The 19,721-nt window shown below is 69.5% G+C and carries 17 protein-coding genes; 7 read left to right on the top strand and 10 right to left on the bottom strand.

The window, feature by feature from the left end; translation table 11 throughout:
* Positions 1 to 4: 4 nt before the first annotated feature.
* From uraH to ACIGXX_RS06495, 4 genes are all read right to left on the bottom strand, one after another.
* On the bottom strand, positions 5 to 394 hold the full coding sequence (gene uraH / locus ACIGXX_RS06510) for a hydroxyisourate hydrolase (protein ID WP_351158777.1): 390 nt from the start codon (positions 392 to 394) through the stop codon (positions 5 to 7).
* The gene (gene uraD, locus ACIGXX_RS06505) at positions 394 to 906 is read right to left on the bottom strand and encodes a 2-oxo-4-hydroxy-4-carboxy-5-ureidoimidazoline decarboxylase (protein ID WP_361462194.1); all 513 of its coding nucleotides are present in this window, start codon (positions 904 to 906) and stop codon (positions 394 to 396) included. Before uraD ends, uraH begins: the two co-directional genes overlap by 1 nt.
* A 168-nt stretch (positions 907 to 1,074) precedes the next feature.
* Positions 1,075 to 1,443 carry a helix-turn-helix domain-containing protein gene (locus ACIGXX_RS06500; RefSeq protein ID WP_351158772.1) on the bottom strand — a complete coding sequence of 123 codons (369 nt, stop codon included), beginning with the start codon at positions 1,441 to 1,443 and terminating at the stop codon, positions 1,075 to 1,077.
* Positions 1,440 to 1,700: a hypothetical protein gene (locus tag ACIGXX_RS06495; RefSeq protein ID WP_249586930.1), complete on the bottom strand. Its 261-nt coding sequence runs from the start codon at positions 1,698 to 1,700 to the stop codon at positions 1,440 to 1,442. Before ACIGXX_RS06495 ends, ACIGXX_RS06500 begins: the two co-directional genes overlap by 4 nt.
* 125 nt (positions 1,701 to 1,825) lie before the next feature.
* Here ACIGXX_RS06495 and ACIGXX_RS06490 point away from each other — a divergent pair, with 125 nt between their 5' ends.
* The 3 genes from ACIGXX_RS06490 to ACIGXX_RS06480 all read left to right on the top strand — a co-directional run bounded on the left by ACIGXX_RS06490 (position 1,826) and on the right by ACIGXX_RS06480 (position 5,306).
* Positions 1,826 to 2,653, top strand: a complete 828-nt coding sequence (locus ACIGXX_RS06490; RefSeq protein ID WP_366464525.1) for a TIM barrel protein — start codon at positions 1,826 to 1,828, stop codon at positions 2,651 to 2,653.
* Between the two features lie 73 nt (positions 2,654 to 2,726).
* A complete protein-coding gene (locus ACIGXX_RS06485) occupies positions 2,727 to 3,617 on the top strand; it encodes a 2-hydroxy-3-oxopropionate reductase (RefSeq protein WP_351158768.1) in 891 nt (296 codons plus the stop codon).
* A gap of 231 nt (positions 3,618 to 3,848) precedes the next feature.
* Positions 3,849 to 5,306 (top strand): catalase, encoded by a 1,458-nt coding sequence (locus ACIGXX_RS06480; protein ID WP_351158766.1) that lies wholly within the window; start codon positions 3,849 to 3,851, stop codon positions 5,304 to 5,306.
* Positions 5,307 to 5,791: 485 nt separating this feature from the next.
* Here ACIGXX_RS06480 and ACIGXX_RS06475 read toward each other — a convergent pair whose 3' ends face one another.
* Positions 5,792 to 6,370, bottom strand: a complete 579-nt coding sequence (locus tag ACIGXX_RS06475) for a YdeI family protein (RefSeq protein WP_399973292.1) — start codon at positions 6,368 to 6,370, stop codon at positions 5,792 to 5,794.
* 67 nt (positions 6,371 to 6,437) lie between these two features.
* The gene (gcl, locus tag ACIGXX_RS06470; RefSeq protein WP_351158763.1) at positions 6,438 to 8,225 is read right to left on the bottom strand and encodes a glyoxylate carboligase; all 1,788 of its coding nucleotides are present in this window, start codon (positions 8,223 to 8,225) and stop codon (positions 6,438 to 6,440) included.
* A gap of 262 nt (positions 8,226 to 8,487) precedes the next feature.
* On the opposite strand from gcl, the gene ACIGXX_RS06465 reads away from it, so the two are divergent.
* The 3 genes from ACIGXX_RS06465 (at position 8,488) to ACIGXX_RS06455 (ending at position 11,645) form a co-directional block, all read left to right on the top strand.
* The gene (locus ACIGXX_RS06465; protein ID WP_399973288.1) at positions 8,488 to 9,441 is read left to right on the top strand and encodes a protein kinase; all 954 of its coding nucleotides are present in this window, start codon (positions 8,488 to 8,490) and stop codon (positions 9,439 to 9,441) included.
* Positions 9,442 to 9,465: 24 nt separating this feature from the next.
* Positions 9,466 to 10,269 (top strand): hypothetical protein, encoded by an 804-nt coding sequence (locus tag ACIGXX_RS06460; RefSeq protein ID WP_399973284.1) that lies wholly within the window; start codon positions 9,466 to 9,468, stop codon positions 10,267 to 10,269.
* A 764-nt stretch (positions 10,270 to 11,033) separates the two neighbouring features.
* Complete coding sequence (locus ACIGXX_RS06455; protein ID WP_399973280.1) at positions 11,034 to 11,645, top strand: GNAT family N-acetyltransferase; 612 nt, start codon at positions 11,034 to 11,036, stop codon at positions 11,643 to 11,645.
* Here the strand turns inward: ACIGXX_RS06455 and ACIGXX_RS06450 are convergent.
* Positions 11,623 to 13,287, bottom strand: a complete 1,665-nt coding sequence (locus tag ACIGXX_RS06450) for an AMP-binding protein (protein ID WP_399973277.1) — start codon at positions 13,285 to 13,287, stop codon at positions 11,623 to 11,625. The two genes, ACIGXX_RS06455 and ACIGXX_RS06450, sit on opposite strands and share 23 nt — an antisense overlap.
* A gap of 207 nt (positions 13,288 to 13,494) precedes the next feature.
* On the opposite strand from ACIGXX_RS06450, the gene ACIGXX_RS06445 reads away from it, so the two are divergent.
* A complete protein-coding gene (locus ACIGXX_RS06445) occupies positions 13,495 to 14,178 on the top strand; it encodes a TetR/AcrR family transcriptional regulator (protein WP_351158751.1) in 684 nt (227 codons plus the stop codon).
* A 67-nt stretch (positions 14,179 to 14,245) separates the two neighbouring features.
* Here ACIGXX_RS06445 and ACIGXX_RS06440 read toward each other — a convergent pair whose 3' ends face one another.
* From ACIGXX_RS06440 to ACIGXX_RS06430, 3 genes are all read right to left on the bottom strand, one after another.
* Complete coding sequence (locus ACIGXX_RS06440) at positions 14,246 to 15,961, bottom strand: ABC transporter ATP-binding protein (RefSeq protein ID WP_399973273.1); 1,716 nt, start codon at positions 15,959 to 15,961, stop codon at positions 14,246 to 14,248.
* Positions 15,958 to 17,760 carry an ABC transporter ATP-binding protein gene (locus ACIGXX_RS06435; protein ID WP_399973271.1) on the bottom strand — a complete coding sequence of 601 codons (1,803 nt, stop codon included), beginning with the start codon at positions 17,758 to 17,760 and terminating at the stop codon, positions 15,958 to 15,960. The genes ACIGXX_RS06440 and ACIGXX_RS06435 overlap by 4 nt, the downstream gene beginning before the upstream one ends.
* Positions 17,761 to 17,942: 182 nt before the next feature.
* Positions 17,943 to 19,634, bottom strand: a complete 1,692-nt coding sequence (locus ACIGXX_RS06430) for an AMP-binding protein (protein ID WP_351158743.1) — start codon at positions 19,632 to 19,634, stop codon at positions 17,943 to 17,945.
* Positions 19,635 to 19,721: the final 87 nt, after the last annotated feature.

The raw sequence follows: 19,721 nt of genomic DNA, 5'->3' as shown, positions 1-19,721 counted from the left end.
TCTGCTAGCTCCCTCGGTAAACGGAGTAGCCGAACGGGTTGAGCAGCAGCGGTACGTGATAGTGCTCGCCCGGATCGACGGCGAACGTGATCGCCACCTCCGGGAAGAACGCACCGCTGTCCCTTACGCGGGGGGCGTCCTGCTGCGCCTCGGCTTGCTTCTTCATGAAGTACTGCTCGACCTCGAAGTCGAGCCGTACGTGGGTCGTGCCCTCCGGCAGGGCCGGGAGGTCCTTGCAGCGCCCGTCCGCGTCGGTCGCGGAGCCACCGAGCGCCACCCACTCGGCGTCACGGCCGCTGCGGGCGGTGAGCGAGATGGCGACGCCCTCGGCGGGGCGTCCGACGCTGGTGTCCAGGATGTGCGTGGACACCGAGGCGGTGGTGTCAGTGCTCATCAGTCCTTGTCCTCTTCTACGAGACGGGCCAGCCGGATTCGGTTGATCTTCCCGAGTTCGGTGCGCACGTTGGCGCGCTCCTGCTCGGCGGTGTTGCCGATCCGGGTCTTCACCGCATCGCGCATCTGCTCACCGGTCGCGCCGGTGGCGCAGATCAGGAAGACGTGACCGAACTTCTCCTGGTAGGCCAGGTTCAGTTCGAGCATCTCTTCCTTGAGCTCCTCGGAGGCCCCCGCCATGCCGCGCTGTTCACGCGACGACGTGGGGTCCCCGGGCTTCGGGCGGCCGATCGGCGGGTGCCCGGCCATCGCCTCGGCCAGATCCTCGTCGGTCAGCTCGGCCGTGGCGGCGTCACTGGCGGCGAAGAGGGCTTCGACGGTGGGGAAAGGGCGCTGGGAGAGCAGTTTGCTTCCCCAGGCCGATGAGGCGCAGGCCTCGTGGAGGGCGGCGGTGGCCGCACTCTCCGGCGAGGCGTTGAACCGGGCAAGGCCCGGCGTCGAGCTCGAAGTCACGGGTGCCTCCGTGGCCATAGGGCCTTGTGCTGGACGGGCTGCGGATAGCTAACGCCAGCCGAAACACCACGTCAACACTTTGTTGAAAACTTCGAGTAACAAAGGCCGCCGCCCGGTTAACGGACGACGGCCTTTCGGGGGCCCCGGCCCCTTGGGGGGCCTGGGCCGTCAGGTGGAGCGGTTCAGATAGTTGTAGACGGTGAAGCGGCTGACGCCGAGCGCGCCGGCGACCGTCTCCACACCATGCCGCACGGCGAAGGCGCCTCGCGCCTCGAGTATCCGTACGACCTCCTGCTTGGCCTTGCGGTCAAGGTCCGACAGGGGCACCCCGCGCTTGCGCTCCAGGGCCAGCAGGATGTGGTCGAGGGAGTCCGCGAGCTGCGGAAGCCGTACGGCGAGCACGTCCTCGCCCTGCCAGGCCAGGACGACGTCGTCGGGGCCCGCCTGGTCGGGGGCCACGATTTCGCCGCCCATGGCGTCCACGAGCGGCTTGACGGCGGCCACGAAGGGGTCGCGGTCGTCTCTGGAACCGGTCATTCGATGGCCTCCCCCGACTCTCCGAGCACGTTCACCTGGAGCGAGACGCGCGTGGCGCCCGCCTCCAGGGCCTTGCGCAGCAGCGCGTCGACGGCGGTCAGGACCTCGTCCGCACCGCCTTCCGCGGTATTGCCGAAGGGGCCGACGTCAACGGCGTCGAGCTCGGCCCCCTGGATGACGTCACGGGCCACCACCGCATGGGCGGGCGCCTCGTCCAGGTCGAAGGGTTCGGTCGTGAACTCCACTCTCAATCGCACGCGCACAACCTACTGCCGCGTGGTGATTTTCCGGCAGCCCCCTCTTGACAAGGGCCGATCCTCGACGGCAATCTTCCATCAGACAGAAATTAACTTCCGCAATACGGAAGGAGCGCGGAAGCCCCATGGGATACTCCGACCAGCGCTTCAATGTGAACCTGTCGATCCTCTTCACGGAACTCCCGCTCCTGGAGCGCCCCGCGGCTGCCGCCGCGGCGGGCTTCACGGCGGTCGAGCTGTGGTGGCCCTGGGTCGACGCCCCCACCCCCGAGCAGTCCGAGCTCGACGCCCTGCGGGCGGCGATCGAGGACGCCGGCGTACAGCTGGTGGGCCTGAACTTCTACGCGGGGCAGCTGCCCGGTCCGGACCGCGGCGCCCTGTCGATTCCGGGCGAGGAGAGCGAGAAGTTCCGTGCGAACCTCTCGGTCGCCGCGGACTTCGCCGAATCCCTCGGCTGCAAGGCGCTGAACGCGCTGTACGGCAACCGGGTGGAGGGGGTCGCCCCCGCCGTCCAGGACGAACTCGCCCTGGAGAACCTGGTGTTGGCCGCCCGCGAGGCCGACCGCGTGGGTGCGGTGCTGCTGATCGAGGCCCTGAACAAGCCGGAGTCGCCGCGCTGCCCGATCGTCAGCGCGGACGCCGCGATCGCCGTGGTGGACAAGGTGAACTCCGCCACCGGGCTCGGCAACGCGAAGTTCCTCATGGACCTGTACCACCTGTCCATGAACGGTGAGGACCTGCCGGCCGTCATCGATCGGTACGTCGCCCAGACCGCGCACGTACAGATCGCCGACAATCCTGGCCGCGGGGCCCCCGGAACGGGGTCGTTGCCTCTGGAGGAGCTGCTCGATCAGCTCCGCAAGGCGGGTTACGAGGGGTTCGTCGGGCTGGAGTACAAGGCCGGCGACCGGCCCAGCGCTGAGGCCTTCGGCTGGCTGCCCGGCTCGGACTAGACCACCGCTTCGCGGCGGATCTTTTCCCGCCCACCCACCCGAAACTCCGTAGTTTTTGCAGAAAGGCTCCACCATGAGCAACCTTCCCAAGATCGCGTGGATCGGACTCGGCATCATGGGGTCCCCCATGTCCGAGAACCTGATCAAGGCTGGTTACTCCGTCACCGGCTTCACCCTCGAGCAGGACAAGCTGGACCGCCTCGCCGCCGCCGGTGGCACCGTCGCGAAGTCGATCGCCGAGGCCGTCAAGGACGCCGACGTCATCGTCACGATGGTGCCCGCCTCTCCGCAGGTCGAGGCCATCGCCTACGGCGAGGACGGCATCCTGGAGAACGCGAAGTCCGGCGCGCTGATCGTCGACATGTCCTCGATCACCCCGCAGACCTCCGTGGACCTGGCCAAGGCCGCCAAGGCCAAGGGCATCCGCGTCCTGGACGCCCCCGTGTCGGGCGGCGAGGCCGGCGCGATCGAGGCCGTGCTCTCCATCATGGTCGGCGGCGAGCAGGCCGACTTCGACGAGGCCAAGCCGCTCCTGGACGCCCTCGGCAAGACCATCGTGCTGTGCGGTCCGCACGGCTCGGGTCAGACCGTGAAGGCCGCCAACCAGCTCATCGTCGCCGTGAACATCCAGGCGTGCGCCGAGGCCGTCGTCTTCCTGGAGAAGTCCGGGGTGGACCTGACCGCCGCCCTCGACGTCCTGAACGGCGGGCTCGCGGGCTCGACCGTCCTGACCCGCAAGAAGGACAACTTCCTCAACCGCGACTTCAAGCCCGGCTTCCGGATCGACCTGCACCACAAGGACATGGGCATCGTCACCGACGCCGCCCGCAATGTCGGTGCCTCGCTCCCGGTCGGCGCCGTGGTGGCCCAGCTCGTCGCCTCGCTGCGCACGCAGGGTGACGGCGGCCTCGACCACTCCGCGCTCCTTCGCGGCGTGGAGCGCCTCTCGGGCGCCGAGCTCTAAGAAGCCCCAAGGGCTTCAAGAGCTCCCTCAACTTCCGGGCCGCGGCGGCGCTGACACCTGTCCTGTCGCGCCCAGGCGTCGCCGCGGTCCGGAACTCAAGCCCCAGCAAGAGCAAGCGAACAAGCCCCACCCAAAACTTCAACAAACTGTTGACGTAGCTGTTCGGGCGTACTTACGCTCGCGTCACCTCAGCAGTTTCAGCAGTCCGTACGGAAGGTCACCCTCGCCACCATGTCGAAGCGTGTGCTCACGACCGAGTCCGGCGCTCCCGTCGCCGACAATCAGAACTCCGCCACCGCCGGCGTCGGTGGCCCGCTTCTCCTCCAGGACCAGCACCTCCTCGAGAAGCTCGCCCGCTTCAACCGCGAGCGCATCCCGGAGCGTGTGGTGCACGCGCGTGGTTCCGGCGCGTACGGCTACTTCGAGGTGACCGACGACGTCACCGCGTACACCTCGGCCGACTTCCTGAACACCGTCGGCAAGCGCACCGAGACGTTTCTGCGCTTCTCCACGGTGGCCGACAGCCTCGGCGGCGCGGACGCGGTCCGTGACCCGCGCGGCTTCGCGCTGAAGTTCTACACCGAGGAGGGGAACTACGACCTCGTCGGCAACAACACCCCGGTGTTCTTCATCAAGGACCCGATCAAGTTCCCCGACTTCATCCACTCCCAGAAGCGCGACCCCTTCACGGGCAAGCAGGAGCCGGACAACGTCTGGGACTTCTGGGCGCACTCCCCCGAGGCGACCCACCAGGTGACGTGGCTCATGGGCGACCGCGGCATCCCCGCGTCCTACCGCCACATGAACGGCTACGGCTCGCACACCTACCAGTGGACGAACGAGGCGGGCGAGGCCTTCTTCGTGAAGTACCACTTCAAGACGAACCAGGGCGTACGCAGCCTTTCGTCGGACCAGGCCGCCGAGCTCGCGGGCAAGGACGCCAACTCGCACCAGACGGACCTGCTCCAGGCCATCGAGCGCGGCGTGAACCCGTCCTGGACGCTGCACGTGCAGATCATGCCGGCGGCCGAGGCGGCCGACTACCGCTTCAACCCGTTCGACCTGACGAAGGTGTGGCCGCACAGCGACTACCCGCTGCAGCGCGTGGGCCGCCTGGTCCTGGACCGCAACCCCGACAACGTCTTCGCCGAGGTCGAGCAGGCCGCCTTCTCCCCGAACAACTTCGTTCCGGGCATCGGCCCCTCCCCCGACAAGATGCTCCAGGGCCGCCTGTTCGCCTACGCGGACGCGCACCGCTACCGCCTGGGCGTCAACCACACGCTGCTCGCGGTGAACGCGCCGAAGGCGACCACCGCCGACAACTACGGCCGTGACGGCCTGATGGCGTCCAACGCGTACGGCCGCGACCGCAAGAACTACGAGCCCAACTCGTACGACGGCCCGGCCGAGACCGGTCAGCCGCTGTCCGCCCCGCTGGCCGTCAGCGGTCACACGGGCACGCACGAGGCGCCGCTGCACACCAAGGACGACCACTTCTTCCAGGCGGGTGAGCTCTACCGCCTGATGTCGGCCGACGAGCAGGCCCGTCTGGTGGCGAACATCGCGGGTGGCCTCTCGCAGGTCACGCGTGACGACGTCATCGAGAAGAACCTCGCCCACTTCCACGCCGCCGACGCCGAGTACGGCAAGCGCGTCGAGGAAGCCGTCCGCGCCCTGCGCGAGGACTAGAACCCCCTGACTGCGCCGGGGAATTGACGGGAGGTCAGTTTCCCGGTGCTGCGCCCGCACCATCACGGACCCGGATGAGGGGTGGTCCCGTGGTGAACCGGGCCGGATGAGGACCGCGGCGGCTCTGCGAGCCAGTGCGGTGGTAAAGGTCAGACGGCTCTCCTCTCGACCTGAGGGAGGAGAACTCCGCCGGTCCATTCGCAGCCGCCGCGGTCCCAGCCGTTTCCTGGCCCCTGGGCCTTGGACCCCTATGACTCCGTCCGGCAGCGCGTATGCATGTTCCGCCAGTCGCGCGCGGTCGGACGGCAACAACCAGAACGCCGAGTACGGACGGTCCCGTGCTCGGCGTTCTTTGTTGTCTGCGACTGCGTCTTGGCTGAGCGCGCGGTTCCCCGCGCCCCTGAAGGGGCGCCCACCGGCAGCCCCTTCAGGGGCGCGGGGAACTGCGCGAGCGACCGCGACGCACCCGCAGGGGCAGACTGGCCTCAGCGCACCCTCTCGCCCGAAGCCAGCTTCGCCACCATCCGCTCCAGGCGGGCGGCTCGCGTGGCGGGGGTCTTCGCCGTCATCAGCCTGTGCAACACCACGTACTGGTCGGACTTGCCCAGGGCCTCGAAGGTCTCGCGAGCCGCCGGGCTCACCGCGAGCGCCGCCGCCAGGTCGTCCGGGACCGTGGCGTTGCGCTGCGACTCGTAGGCCGCCGCCCAGCGTCCGTCAGCCCGCGCCGCGGCCACCTCCGTGAGGCCCGGCTCGCGCATGCGGCCCTCCTCGGTCAGCTCCTCGACGCGGTCGATGTTCACCTTCGACCACAGGCTGCGCGGGCGGCGAGGGGTGATCTTCTGCAGGTAGAAGACGTCGTCGTACGCCTTGCGGTGGCCGGTGATCCAGCCGTAGCAGAGCGCCGTGTCGTTGACCTCCGCGGCCGTCACCGAGGGCACCCCCGAACCCTTCTTGGCGAGCTTCACCCAGACGCCCGGTGAGCTGTCGTGGTGTTCGTCCAGCCAGGCCTCCAACTCGGCCCGGCCCGCGCAGGTCATGACCTTCAGATCAGCGAGCGATTCCATCCGCCCAAGATAAAGGGGCGGTCCACCCCCCACGGGTGGACCGCCCCTTCAGACGCTCAGCGCGGCGTCACACCTTCAACGGCCGGATGGCCGTGGGCGCGTGGCCCGGCTCCGTGGCGATCTCCTCGAACTCCTTGACCGCGCTGATGTCGGCCGTGGGGCTCATGGAGATGTTGGTGATGCGCTCCAGGATGGCCTCGACGACGACCGGGACCTGGTGCTCCTGGGCCAGCTTCTTGGCCTGCTCGAAGGCGGCGCCCAGTTCGTTCGGGTCGGTGACGCGGATGGCCTTGCAGCCCAGGCCCTCGGCGACCTTGACGTGGTCGACGCCGTAGACGCCCAGCTCGGGGCTGTTCTGGTTCTCGAACTCCAGGTTGACCTGGAAGTTGATGTCCAGGCCGATCTGGGCCTGGCGGATCAGGCCCAGGTAGGCGTTGTTCACCAGGACGTGGACGTACGGGATGCGGTGCTGCGCGCCGACCGCCAGCTCCTCGATCATGAACTGGAAGTCGTAGTCGCCGGACAGGGCGACGACCGGGGTGTCGCGGTCCGCGGTGGCGACGCCGAGCGCGGCCGGGATCGTCCAGCCGAGCGGGCCCGCCTGGCCGCAGTTGATCCAGTGGCGCGGCTTGTAGACGTGCAGCATCTGGGCGCCCGCGATCTGCGAGAGGCCGATGGTGGTGACGTAGCGCGTGTCCGGGCCGAAGGCCTTGTTCATCTCCTCGTAGACGCGCTGCGGCTTCATGGGGATGTTGTCGAAGTGCGTGCGGCGCTGGAGGGTCTCCTTGCGCTCCAGGTGGGATGCGACCCACGCGGAACGGTCGGGCAGCTTGCCAGCGGCCTTGAGCTCCTTGGCCACCTCGACGAAGAGTTCGAGGGCAACCTTGGCGTCGGAGGCGATTCCGTAGTCCGGCGCGAAGATCTTGCCGATCTGGGTCGGCTCGATGTCGACGTGCACGAACTTGCGGCCCTGGGTGTACACGTCCAGCTTGTAGCCGGTGTGACGGTTGGCCCAGCGGTTGCCGATGCCCAGGACGAAGTCCGACTCCAGGAACGTGGCGTTGCCGTAGCGGTGGCCGGTCTGCTGGCCGACCATGCCCGCGTTCAGGTCGTGGTCGTCGGGGATCGTGCCCCAGCCCATCAGGGTCGGGACGACCGGGGTGTCGGTGATCTCGGCGAACTCGACCAGGAGGTCGGAGGCGTCGGCGTTGATGATGCCGCCGCCGGCGACGATCAGCGGACGCTCGGACTCGACCAGGTACGTGATCGCCTTCTCGATCTGGGCGCGGGTCGCGGACGGCTTGTAGACCGGCAGCGGCTCGTACGTGTCGATGTCGAACTCGATCTCGGTCTGCTGGACGTCGATCGGCAGGTCGATGAGGACCGGACCCGGGCGGCCCGAGCGCATCAGGTGGAACGCCTGCTGGAAGATGCCGGGGACCTGCGCGGCCTCCAGGACCGTGACGGCCATCTTGGTGACCGGCGTGGCGATCGACGCGATGTCGACGGCCTGGAAGTCCTCCTTGTGGAGCAGGTGCGTCGGCGCCTGGCCCGTGATGCAGAGGATCGGGATCGAGTCGCCGGTCGCGGAGTACAGACCGGTGATCATGTCGGTGCCCGCCGGGCCCGACGTACCGATGCAGACGCCGATGTTGCCGGGGTTGGCGCGGGTGTAGCCCTCGGCCATGTGCGAGGCACCCTCGACGTGCCGGGCGAGCGTGTGGTCGATGCCACCGCCCTCCTGGAGCGCCTTGTAGAACGGGTTGATCGCCGCGCCGGGCACACCGAACGCGTTGGTGACGCCTTCGCGCTTGAGGATCTCAACTGCCGCACGGACAGCGGTCATACGGGCCATGGGGTTCTCCTGCTTCGACAACAGCTTCGACAGCTTCATCAGCTATTCGGCTGACGGATACGGCTGGCGGATCCGGCTCCCGTCGCGCCCCGCGGTGAGCTTCTGTTTCCGCATTGTGGAAAGTATGTTCTGCTATATGGAAGCAATGTAGGCGGGTGCGGTGGAGACCGTCAAGGGATGTCCGGGAACCGGGCTGGCCGAGGGGCGCGTCCCAGTCGTTGAATTCGCATTGAATTCGGGCCACACCATCGGGGGGTCACCCGTGGCCAGTTCACCGGACGCGTCGCCCGCCGGGCCGGGCAGGCAGGACCGGCCGGCCCGTCAGGACCAGATGTCCGGGCAGGACCGGCAGAGGTACGGCCGCTGGACGGCCGGGCCGCTGCTGGGGCAGGGGACTCTCGGGCGGGTCTTCCTCGCGCACGACGGAACGGGGCGCGCGGCCGCCCTGCGGGTGGTGCACGCCTCCCTCGCCCGTGACCAGGAGTTTCGCAGGCGCTTCGCCCGCGAGGTGCACGCGATCGGCGCGGTGCGGGGCCGCCACATCGCGGCCCTCCTCGACGCCGATCCGCACGGCGCGACGCCCTGGCTCGCCACGGAGTACGTCCCCGGGCCGACGCTCGCCGCACGGGTGCGGGACATGGGCGGACCACTGGGTACGGCGGAACTGCGGGCCCTGGCGAGCGCGCTCGCCGGGGCGCTGGACGACGTCCACCGGGCGGGCCTCGTGCACGGGGGCCTCCGCCCGTCGAACGTGCTCCTGGCCGCCGAGGGACCCCGCGTCGTCGACTTCGGAACGGGTGGGTGCGTGGCGTACACGGGGTACAGGGGAGGCCGCGAATACACGGCACCCGAGCTCTTGGCGACGGACGCGGCGGCCAAGCCCCCCGCGGACGTCTTCGCGCTCGGCGCGGTCCTCGCCTTCGCGGCGACGGGACACGCTCCTGCCGCCGCAGGGGGCGAAGGCGGCGGCGAGGGCGATGGCGGCCCCGCCCTCACGGACGTACCGAGGGAGCTGCGGCCCCTCATCACCGCCTGCCTCGCCCGGCACCCCACGGCCAGGCCCGCCCCACGCACCGTCGCGCGCATGGCGGGCCTTCCCCTGCCGGGCAGCCGCCGCCGGGCCCTGACTCTGGCGGGCACGCTGTTCTTGGCTCAACTGCCTGCCGTGGCAGGCCCACTTGGTGGACGATGGAGGTCACGAACCGGCGAGCGGTGACGGTTACGGTGACGGGTGAGGGTGATGACGGACAGCGGCGTCCCGGTACGGTGTCCGATCTGCCGGCGCGAGCATGTGTACGCCCCTCCCTCCTACCCCTGCGCGTGCGGCGCCCCCGTGGTACCGCCGGTGGCGCGCGGCGCGACGGTGACACCGGTGACGGACCGGACGTGGGCGGAGGAGTGGGTGACCGTGCGGTGCCGGACGTGCGGGCGCCGGGACCAGTGGCCGCAGCCGGAGCTGGGGTGCGGGTGCGGGTGCGGGGCGGTGCTGCGCATCCCGGTCCGAGCGGTGCAGGCGCCGTCGGCGACACCGCAGACTCCGGCTCGGGAGACCCCGGAAACACCGAAGCCTCCGGAGGCCCCGGAGACCAGGGACGCCCCCGAATCCCCGGAAGCCCGGGAAGCCCCGGCGCACATCTCCCTGCCCCGGACGGCTCCGACGCCTCGGCCCGCCTTCCAGCCGGTGCCGGTCCGCACGGCGCGGGACGCGGTGACGGTGGCGGCGCTGTACCTGCGGTGGCTGGGGTACGGGGACATCCGGGGAGCGGTCAAGCGGGCGCCTTCCGGGGTGCGGGTCGCGGCGCGGGGCATGATCGCGCTGATCGAGCCGTCCGTGCAGCCGACGACGCTCCGTGACGTGGAGTGCGTATGGCTGACCGCGATGACCGAGTCCGTGAGCTGCGTCTGCTTCTCCCTCGCAGGGTACGAGGAACCGGCCCGCACCCGCGCGGACGCCCTGTCCATCCCGTTGTTCGTCATCGACCTGACGGGCACACCCCAGCCGGTGAACAACGCAGCGGACGAACTGATCGCCACGGGCACCTAGCGCCCACCGAAGCCACCGGCGACGAGAAGCCACTTCCCCGACACGGGCACCCCCGACTGCGGACCCAACCAACACACCCACGGCACCCACGGCACCCACGGCACCCACGGCAGGAAACCCCCTCCCACCGACGCAGACAATCCGACGGCTGCGGGGAGCCCCCCCCCACCGGCACACCCGAATCGACCGATCCAGAGACTCCATCCCACCAGCACAAGCCATCCGGCCGCCGCAGGGATCCCCCCACCCGCACACCCGAACCCACCGCTCAAGAGACCCCATCCCACCAGCACAAGCCATCCGGCCGCCGCGGGGATACCCCACCCGGCACAGGCCGCCCGGCCACCCGGCCACCCGGCCACCCGGCCACCCGGCCACCCGGCCACTGCAGCGAATCCCCCTCACCGGCACACCCGATCCGACCGCTCCAGAGAACCCACCCCACCACCACAGGCCATCCGGCCGCCGCGGGCCCCCACCCGGCACAGGCCACCCAGCCTCCGCGAGGCAAAGGCCCCCACCAGCACAGGTGATCCGCCGCGAGCGAGCTGTCACTACAGGCCCCCAACCCACACGGGCGAGCTGGCCGCTGCAGGGAACTCGTCCCACCGGTACGACCGATCTGGCCGCTGCGGGCCCCTGCCCCCACGGGCGTCGGGTGACCTCCTCGCTGCGGGGTGATCGGGTGGGTGGGAAAGATCCGTCGCGAAGCGGCGGGACAGAAATACCCGCAGCCGCCGGCCGGCAAGCCGCATACTCGGCGGATGCGCATCCGCCGGGCCACCCCCGCCGACCTCCCCACGCTCCAGGACATCGAACGCGCCGCAGGCGAACCCTTCCGCGCCCTGGGCATGGAGGCCATCGCCGATGACGAGCCGCCCGGCATCGACCTCCTGGAGGAGTTCCGCCGCGCAGGCCGAGCCTGGGTGGCCACCGGCACAGGCGAAGACGCAGGCCCAGGCACAGGCACAGGCGACGCTGGCGAAGACCGCACTGGCGAGGACGGCGAGAGCGGCGGCACCCCCATCGCGTACCTCATCAGCGAACCCGTGGACACCGCGGAGCACATCGAGCAGATCTCCGTCCACCCCCGAGCGGCGCGCCACCGCATCGGCCAGGCCCTGATCGAGCACACCGCGGACCGCGCCCGCGAAGAGGGCAGGGAAGCCCTCACCCTGACCACCTTCGCGGACGTCCCCTGGAACGCCCCGTACTACGCCCGCATCGGATTCCGCGTGCTCGCCGAAGCCGAACTCACCCCGGGCCTACGCAAGATCCGCGCCCACGAGGCCGAGCTCGGACTCGACCGCTGGCCCCGCGTGGCCATGCGCCGCGACCTCGCCCCCGCCGGCACTACGCCCCGTACCGCTCCCTGAGTTCGATCTTCCGCACCTTCCCCGACACCGTCATGGGGAAGCTCTCCAGAATCCGCAGCCCGGCCGGGATCTTGTAGTGCGCCAACTGCCCTTCGCAGAAGGCCCGCAGCTCCTCCAGTGTCAGCGGGCCTTCCGGACCCTCCGGACCCTCCGCGTCCCGCAGGATCACGCAGGCCAGCGGGACCTCTCCGTACCGCTCGTCCGGCACCCCCACCACTTGGACGTCCGCGATCTTCGGGTGTCCGTAGAGGAACTCCTCGATCTCGCGCGGGTAGATGTTCTCGCCACCCCGGATGATCATGTCCTTGATGCGGCCGACGATCTGGACGTAGCCGTCGTCACGCATCACCGCCAGGTCACCCGTGTGCACCCAGCGCCCCGCGTCGATCACCTCCGTCGTACGCGACGGCTCGTTCCAGTAGCCGAGCATCACGCTGTAGCCCCGCGTGCACAGCTCGCCGGAGGTGCCCCGCGGCAGCGTCACGCCGCTGGCCGGGTCGACGACCTTGACCTCGATGTGCGGCAGCGCGCGCCCCACCGTGCCGGTCCGCCGCTCCAGATCGTCCGTGCGCCGGGTCTGCGTCGAGACAGGGGAGGTCTCGGTCATGCCGTAGCAGATGGAGACCTCCTCCATGTGCATCTCGGCGACCACCCGCTTCATCACCTCGACCGGACAGGGCGAGCCCGCCATGATGCCGGTGCGCAGCGAACTCAGGTCGTACGTACCGAAGTCGGAGAGGTTCAGTTCCGCGATGAACATCGTCGGCACCCCGTACAGCGACGTACAGCGCTCGCGCTCCACCGCGTGCAGCGTGGCGACCGGGTCGAAGGACGGGGCCGGAATGACGATGCAGGCGCCGTGGGACGTGGCGCCCAGGTTCCCCATCACCATGCCGAAGCAGTGATAAAAGGGCACGGGCAGGCAGACCCGGTCCTGTTCCGTGTAGCCGACCGTCCGGCCCACCCAGTAGCCGTTGTTGAGGATGTTGTGGTGGGAGAGCGTGGCCCCCTTGGGGAAGCCGGTCGTGCCCGAGGTGTACTGGATGTTGACGGGGTCATCACAGCTCAACTGCGCCTCGCGGGCGGCGAGTTCACCGACCTTCACCCTCCCCGCCGCGTCCAGCAGCTCGTCCCACGAGCCGTCCCCGATGTAGTGGACGGACCGCAGCTCCGGGCAGGCGGGCCGCACCTGGTCCACCAGTGCCCGGTAGTCGCTCGTCTTGTGCGACTGCGATGCGACCAGGACCGTCACCCCGGCCTGCTTGAGCACGTACTCCAACTCATGTGCCCGATAAGCGGGGTTGATGTTCACCATGATCGCGCCGATCCGCGCGGTGGCGTACTGCACGAGCACCCACTCGGCACAGTTCACCGCCCAGATGCCGACCCGGTCCCCCTTGGCGACTCCGGCCCCCATGAAGCCCCGCGCCAACTGCGCGACGGCGGCGCCGAATTCGGCGTACGTCCAGCGTGTCCCCGCCGCCACGTCCACCAGCGCGTCCCGCTCCGGCCAGGCCTCGACCGCCCGGTCGAGGTTGCGTCCGATGGTGTCACCGAGCAGCGGCGTCGTACTGACACCGTGCGCATACGACGGTTCGGTCACCGGAATTCGCGTTTCCGGCACACCTGTCACCACATCCATGAGCTGCTCCCTGAGCGGGCCTTGCGAAGCACGGCGTCAAGTGTGACCCGCAGGTCAGCGCCGCGTCGACCCTTACGCGCGATCCCGCACATCTCACGACCTCTTTTCATGACACCTTTTCAAATAGAGCAAGAACGCACGAATATCCGGCGCGGATTGTCCACAGGTGCGGAATGTTAGAATCTGCCGACCAGCACGGAGGACCAGATGCCCGCAGGAAAGCCCCGCACAAAGGCCGTCGGCCGGCCGCCTCATTTGTCTCTCGATGCCATCATCGCCGCGGCGGATCGCATTCTTCAGACCGAGGGCGCGGAAAAGATTTCGATGCGGCGCCTGGCGAACGAATTGAACAGCGCACCCATGGCGCTTTACTATCACGTGCGCGACAAGGATGAACTGCTTCTGCTCCTGATGGAGAATCAGGCGAAGAGCGTTCCCCGCCCGGAGCTTCCGGAGGATCCCCGTGAGCGGCTGATCACGGTGTCGATCCTGCTCTACGAGCTGCTGTCCGACCGGCTGTGGATCGTCCAGGTGCTGACCGGCGCCGACCTCGTCGCCCCCTCGGCCCTCTGGTTCGTCGAGGAGATGATCGGCGCCGCGGTGGACTACGGCCACACTCCGGAACAGGCCGTATACATCTACCGCACGATCTGGTTCTCCATCGTCGGCGACCTGGTCATCCGTGTGAACGGAGAGCGCCGACGCGGCAAGACGACCGGACCGAGCCATGAGGACGAGGTCGTCGCCGGCCTGACGAGCGGCACGCACCCCCATCTGGCGACGGTCGCCGGTCGATGGGCCGAACTCAACGCCCGTGACACGCATCGGCAGGGCCTTACGGCGATCATCGACGGACTGCTGCGGTCGGACGAGACCACGGAAGACCGATAAATACGCGGCTGGAAATACGTGGCTGACCCCACGGCAAAGGACCGATCAGCGTGCCCACTCAATCAACTCAATCACTGGCCACCGGCGCCATGGAAATGTTCCAGAAGTCGGCATAGCGGCCGCTTCGGCCCACAAGCTCGTCGTGGCTTCCCTCCTCCACGATGTGGCCGCCTTCCAGGAAAAGGACGCGGTCGGCACGTTGCACGGTCCGCATCCGGTGCGCGACCATCACCACGGTCCGCCCCGCCATCAGGCGCTCGATGCCCTCGTGGACGGCTGTCTCGTTCACCGGGTCGAGGGCGGAGGTCACCTCGTCCAGCAGTACGACGGGCACGTTCTTCAGCAGTGCCCGCGCGATCGAGACGCGCTGGCGTTCACCGCCCGACAGCAGTGCGCCGCCCTCGCCGACGTTCGCCGCCCATCCGCCGGGCAGTCGCTCGATCACCTCGTCGAGCCGGGCCGCGGTCGCCGCCGCCCGGACGTCGGCTTCGTCGGCGTCGGGACGGCCCAGGCGCACGTTCTCCTCGATGGTGCCGTCGAAGAGGTGGACGTCCTGGAAGACGATGGCGATCCGCGCCATCAGCTCCGCCGTGTCGATCTCCCGCACGTCCACACCGCCCACGCGTACCGCGCCCGTGTCCACGTCGTAGAACCGCGCGAGCAACTGGAGCAGCGTGCTCTTGCCCGCACCCGACAGGCCGACGACGGCCAGCCGCTGTCCCTGGGGCACGGAGAACGACACGTCGTCGAACACCGTGCGGTCGCCGTGCCGGAAGGTGACGGACTCGAACGCCAGGTCATGGTGGACCGGCTCGACCGGTTCGCGGGGTTCCGGCAGCGGCTCGGTGCGCAGGACCTTGTCGAGCCGCTCCAACTCGGACCGCGCGCCGCGGAGTTTGCCGCCGATGTCCGACAGCGAAAGCAGCGGATCGGCGCAGCGGGCCGCGAGCACCAGGATCGTCAGGACCTCCGCCGCACCGATGTTCCCGCCGAGCGCGAGCGAGGCGCTCAGGGCCAGCAGCGCGGTGAAGCTCACCTGGACCGTGAGCGTCAGGCCCACCGCGCCGGGCAGCATCGCGAGGACGGTACGGCGGGACGCGCGCTCGACCTCCCGCAACGAGTCGTCGAGGAGTTCGAAGCGTTCCCCGGTCCGGCCACCGGCCCGCAGCACCGGCTGGGCCTGGAGGAACTCGATGACGCGGCCCGAGGCCTCCTTGTCCCGCTCGTGGCGCTCCGTGTCGGTGCCGGCCATCGAGCGTGCGGTCCACACCTGGATCGCGGCCACGACGGGAGCGGCGGCCAACGCGGCCAATCCCAGCTGCCAGTTGAAGGCGATCATCACGGCGACGATCGTCAGGGGGGTCACCAGGGCGGAGACGAACGGTGCCAGCAGGTGCGCGGCCACGCCCATCGCCTGGAGCAGGCCGCGGCTCGCCATGACGGACACCTCGCCGACCCGTCCGGCGTTGTACCAGCCGATGGGCAGCCGGGCCAGATGCTCGCCAAGGCGGTAGTACATGCCGTGCAGCATCGTGGTCCCCACGCGCATGCCGGACAGATCGCTGACGTAGCGCAGCACGGCGTATACCGCGACCGCCGCCCCGAACGCGACGAGCCACGGCACGGCGTCGTCGGGCGTGCCGCCGAACAGTTCCCGCAGCACCGGAACCAGCAGCGCGTAGGAAAGGCCCTCGGCCACCGCGGTGATCGTCATCAGGGCCACGGTGCGGCGCATCGCCCGGGCGTACTCGGGTCCGAGCACGCGCAGCAGCGTCCGGATCATCCGGGATCACCTCCTTGGGATCGCCAGAACGCGGTGAACTTCCCGTCCCGCGTGAGCAGTTCGGCGGGTGCGCCGCGCTCGACGACCGACCCGTTCTCCAGCATCACGACGGTGTCGGCGTCCAAGACCGTCTCCAGGCGATGGGCGATCACCATGATCGTCCGCTCGCCGCCCAGCGTCGCCAGGGCCTGGCGAATCGCCTGTTCGGTCTGCGGGTCGGCGAAGGCGGTCGCCTCGTCGAGCACCAGGACGGGTGTGTCGGCCAGCAGCGCGCGGGCGAGCGAGATCCGCTGGGCCTCGCCGCCCGACAGCTCGACGCCCTCGCCGATCACCGTCTCGTACCCGTGCGGCAGTTCGAGGATCCGGTCGTGAATGTTCGCGAGCCGGGCGGCGCGCACCACGTCGTCTCGCTCGGCGTGCGGCACCGCGAGCGCGATGTTGTCCGCGACCGACGCGCGCAGCAGGCGGACGTCCTGGAAGACGAAGGAGACCATGCGGTAGAGCTGTCGGCTGCCGATCTCGCGCAGATCGACACCGCCGAGGACGACCGAGCCGTGGGTCGGGTCGAAGAAGCGCGGCAGCAGCTGCACGAGGGTGGACTTGCCGCTGCCCGACGGCCCGACGACCGCCGTGCAGGTCCCCGGCTCCAGCACCAGGTCGATCCCGCGCAGCACCTCGCGATCCTCTTCGTAGCCGAAGCGGACGTCACGCAGTTCCATCCGGTGCCCCTGGGGCGCCACCGGGCGCGCGGGCTCCGGCAGCGGCTCGACCTCGAGCACTTCCTTGATCCGGCCGACCGCACGGCCCGCGGCCTGCATGTCGTCGAAGCCGTGGCCCAGTGCCGCCACCGGAGCGGTCAGTCCGAGGCCGAGCAGCAGGAAGGGCAGCAGGTCGGTCGGGGCCATGCTTCCGGACGTGATCAGGGACGTACCGCCGATCAGGACGACCAGCAGCACGAACGGCGGCGACAGCGCCAGCTGCATCCCGGCGGCGACGAGGGACATGCCGCGCACCCACCGGAAGAAGGTGCCGACGAAATCGTCCACGGCGGTGAGGAACTTCCCGTGGGCGCGCTCGGATCCGCCGAACGCCTTCACCACCGAGATGCCCTGCACGAACTCGACGACGGAGCTCGCGATCCGCCCCATGGCCGCGTCGAACTCCTCCTGCTCGCGCGTCCTGGCGGGGAGCATCAGCAGCGGCACCAGCGCGATGGCCATCACCACCGGGATCAGCGTGATCAGCGTCAGCCGCCAGTCGACGGTGAACAGATAGACCAGCGACACCAGGGGCACCACGAACGCGGAGACGAGCTCCCCGGGCGCGTGGGCGACGAGGGGGTGCACGGCACTCACGTCCTCCCCCACCACCTTGGCCAGCTCGCCGGTCCTGCGCCGGGAGAACCAGCCGATCGGCACGCGTCCCAGCCGCGCGGCCAGTTGTCGGCGGAAGGTCAGCTGCGCCCGGCCGTCGAGCACGTGCCCTAGCCCCGAGGACGCGGCCGTGAACAGCAGCCGGACGAACAGGCCGGCCGCACCCGCGAACACGACCACCCAGACGTGGCCTTCGTCGATCGGTCCCGGTGCCAGCAGGGTGCGGCCCAGTTCGACGACCGCGAGCAGGGGCATCAGACCCGCGAGAGCGCCGATCACCTGAAGGATCGCGACGGCCGCGAGACTCCGGATATGAGGACGCAGCAGCCTCGACAGGCTCTGCTCCCCGACGGATTTGGAACTTGAGGATGCCGTGGACCGCTCCCCCGCATCCGTACCCGCCCCGACCGAACCGATCGCGTTCATCACTCCCCTTTCGTACGCGTACGAATATTACTGTACTTGGCTCCGAACCCGGGGGACAGGGGTCAGCAACCGTCAGCGTCCGGCGTTGCACTGACAGGACGTCAGCAGCAGCTCAGCAGGGAGTCAGGAGGGGTAGAGGAGTAGCAGGGGGAAGCGGGGAGTCAGGAGGGCGCACCGAGGAGTCAGCTCTTGCCGCGCTCCAGCCACTCCTCCGACGAGCCCTCAGCCGTCCGCTCCCGCAGGTCGACCCGCCGGATCTTGCCGGAGATGGTCTTGGGGAGTTCCTCCGTGAACTCGATGCGCCGGACGCGCTTGTAGGGAGCCAGCACCGACCGGGTGTACTCGAAGATCGCCTGCGCCGTCTCGTCGCCCGGCGACCAGCCCTTGGCCAGCACGACGTACGCCTTCGGGACGGCGAGCCGCAGCGCGTCCGGCGCGGGCACGACCGCGGCCTCCACCACGGCCTCGTGCTCCAGCAGCGCGCTCTCCAGCTCGAAGGGGGACACCTTGTAGTCGGAGGACTTGAAGACGTCGTCGCTCCGCCCCACATAGGTGAGGTAGCCCTCGGCGTCGAGCGAGCCGATGTCACCCGTGCGGTAGTAGCCGTCAGCCATCGCCTCGGCCGTACGCTCCGCATCCCCGTGGTAGCCGGTCATCAGGCCGACCGGCCGCGCCGACAGGTCCAGGGAGATCTCGCCCTCCGACACGCCCGGCTCGCCCGTGACCGGATCGAGGAGCGTGACCCGGTAGCCGGGGCTCGGGCGGCCCATGGAGCCGGGGATCAGGCGCTGGCCCGGGGAGTTGGCCACCTGGACCGCGGTCTCCGTCTGGCCGAAGCCGTCCCGGATCGTCACGCCCCAGGCGCGGTTCACCGCATCGATCACCTCGGGGTTCAGCGGCTCGCCGGCCGCCACGATCTCCCGCGGCGGCGTGCGCAGTTGGCCCAGGTCCGCCTGGATCAGCATGCGCCACACCGTGGGCGGCGCGCAGAAGCTGGTGACGCCCACGCGATCCATCTCCGCCATCAGGCTGCCCGCGTCGAAGCGCGTGTAGTTGTAGATGAAGACCGTCGCCTCGGCGTTCCACGGGGCGAAGAGATTCGACCAGGCGTGCTTGGCCCAGCCCGGCGAGGAGATGTTCAGGTGTACGTCGCCGGGCTTCAGCCCGATCCAGTACATCGTCGCCAAGTGGCCCACCGGATACGACACATGAGTGTGCTCCACCAGCTTCGGCTGCGACGTCGTGCCCGACGTGAAGTACAGCATCAGCGGGTCGTCGGCTGCCGTGACGCCGTCCGGCTCGAAGTCCGGAGCGGCCGATGCCGTGTCCGCGTACGCCAGCCAGCCCTCGCGCGGGGACCCCTCCCCGACCACGATCCTCGTGTACGTACCCGGCACACCGTCGAACTTCTCCACGTCCTCGCCGCGGGTGATCACATGCCGTGCCTTGCCCCGCTCGATCCGGTCCCGCAGATCGACCGTTCCGAGCAGCGGCGTCGCCGGGATCATCACCGCGCGCAGCTTCATCGCGGCGAGCGCGGTCTCCCACAGCTCCACCTGGTTGCCGAGCATCACCAGAATCCGGTCACCGGCCACGACGCCGTGCGCCCGCAGCCAGTTGGCCACCTGGTTCGAGCGCGCCGACAGCTCGGCGTAGCTGAAACGCTGTTCGCCCCCGCCCTCCTCGGTGATGTGGAGGGCCGTGCGGTCGTTTCCAGCGGCGATGACGTCGAACCAGTCCAGCGCCCAGTTGAACCGCTCGGGCCGCGGCCAGGCGAAACCCTCGTACGCCGCCTCGTAGTCCTCGCGGTGCTTCAGCAGGAAGTCCCGCGCCGCCCGGAACTGTTCCGTGCCGCTGGTGGCCGTCGTCGTCATCGCGCTCTCCTCGTCGCCGGTCCGGTGCCCGGCACCGTGCCGGGCTCTTCGCCGGAGTCATTGCCGGACGCTACGTAGCATCGTGTA

Origin of the sequence: Streptomyces sp. NPDC055243, assembly GCF_044544025.1 — a bacterium.
Lineage (GTDB): Bacteria > Actinomycetota > Actinomycetes > Streptomycetales > Streptomycetaceae > Streptomyces.
The sequence above is the reverse complement of the archived record's forward strand: the minus strand, read 5'-3'. Positions and strand labels throughout refer to the sequence as shown.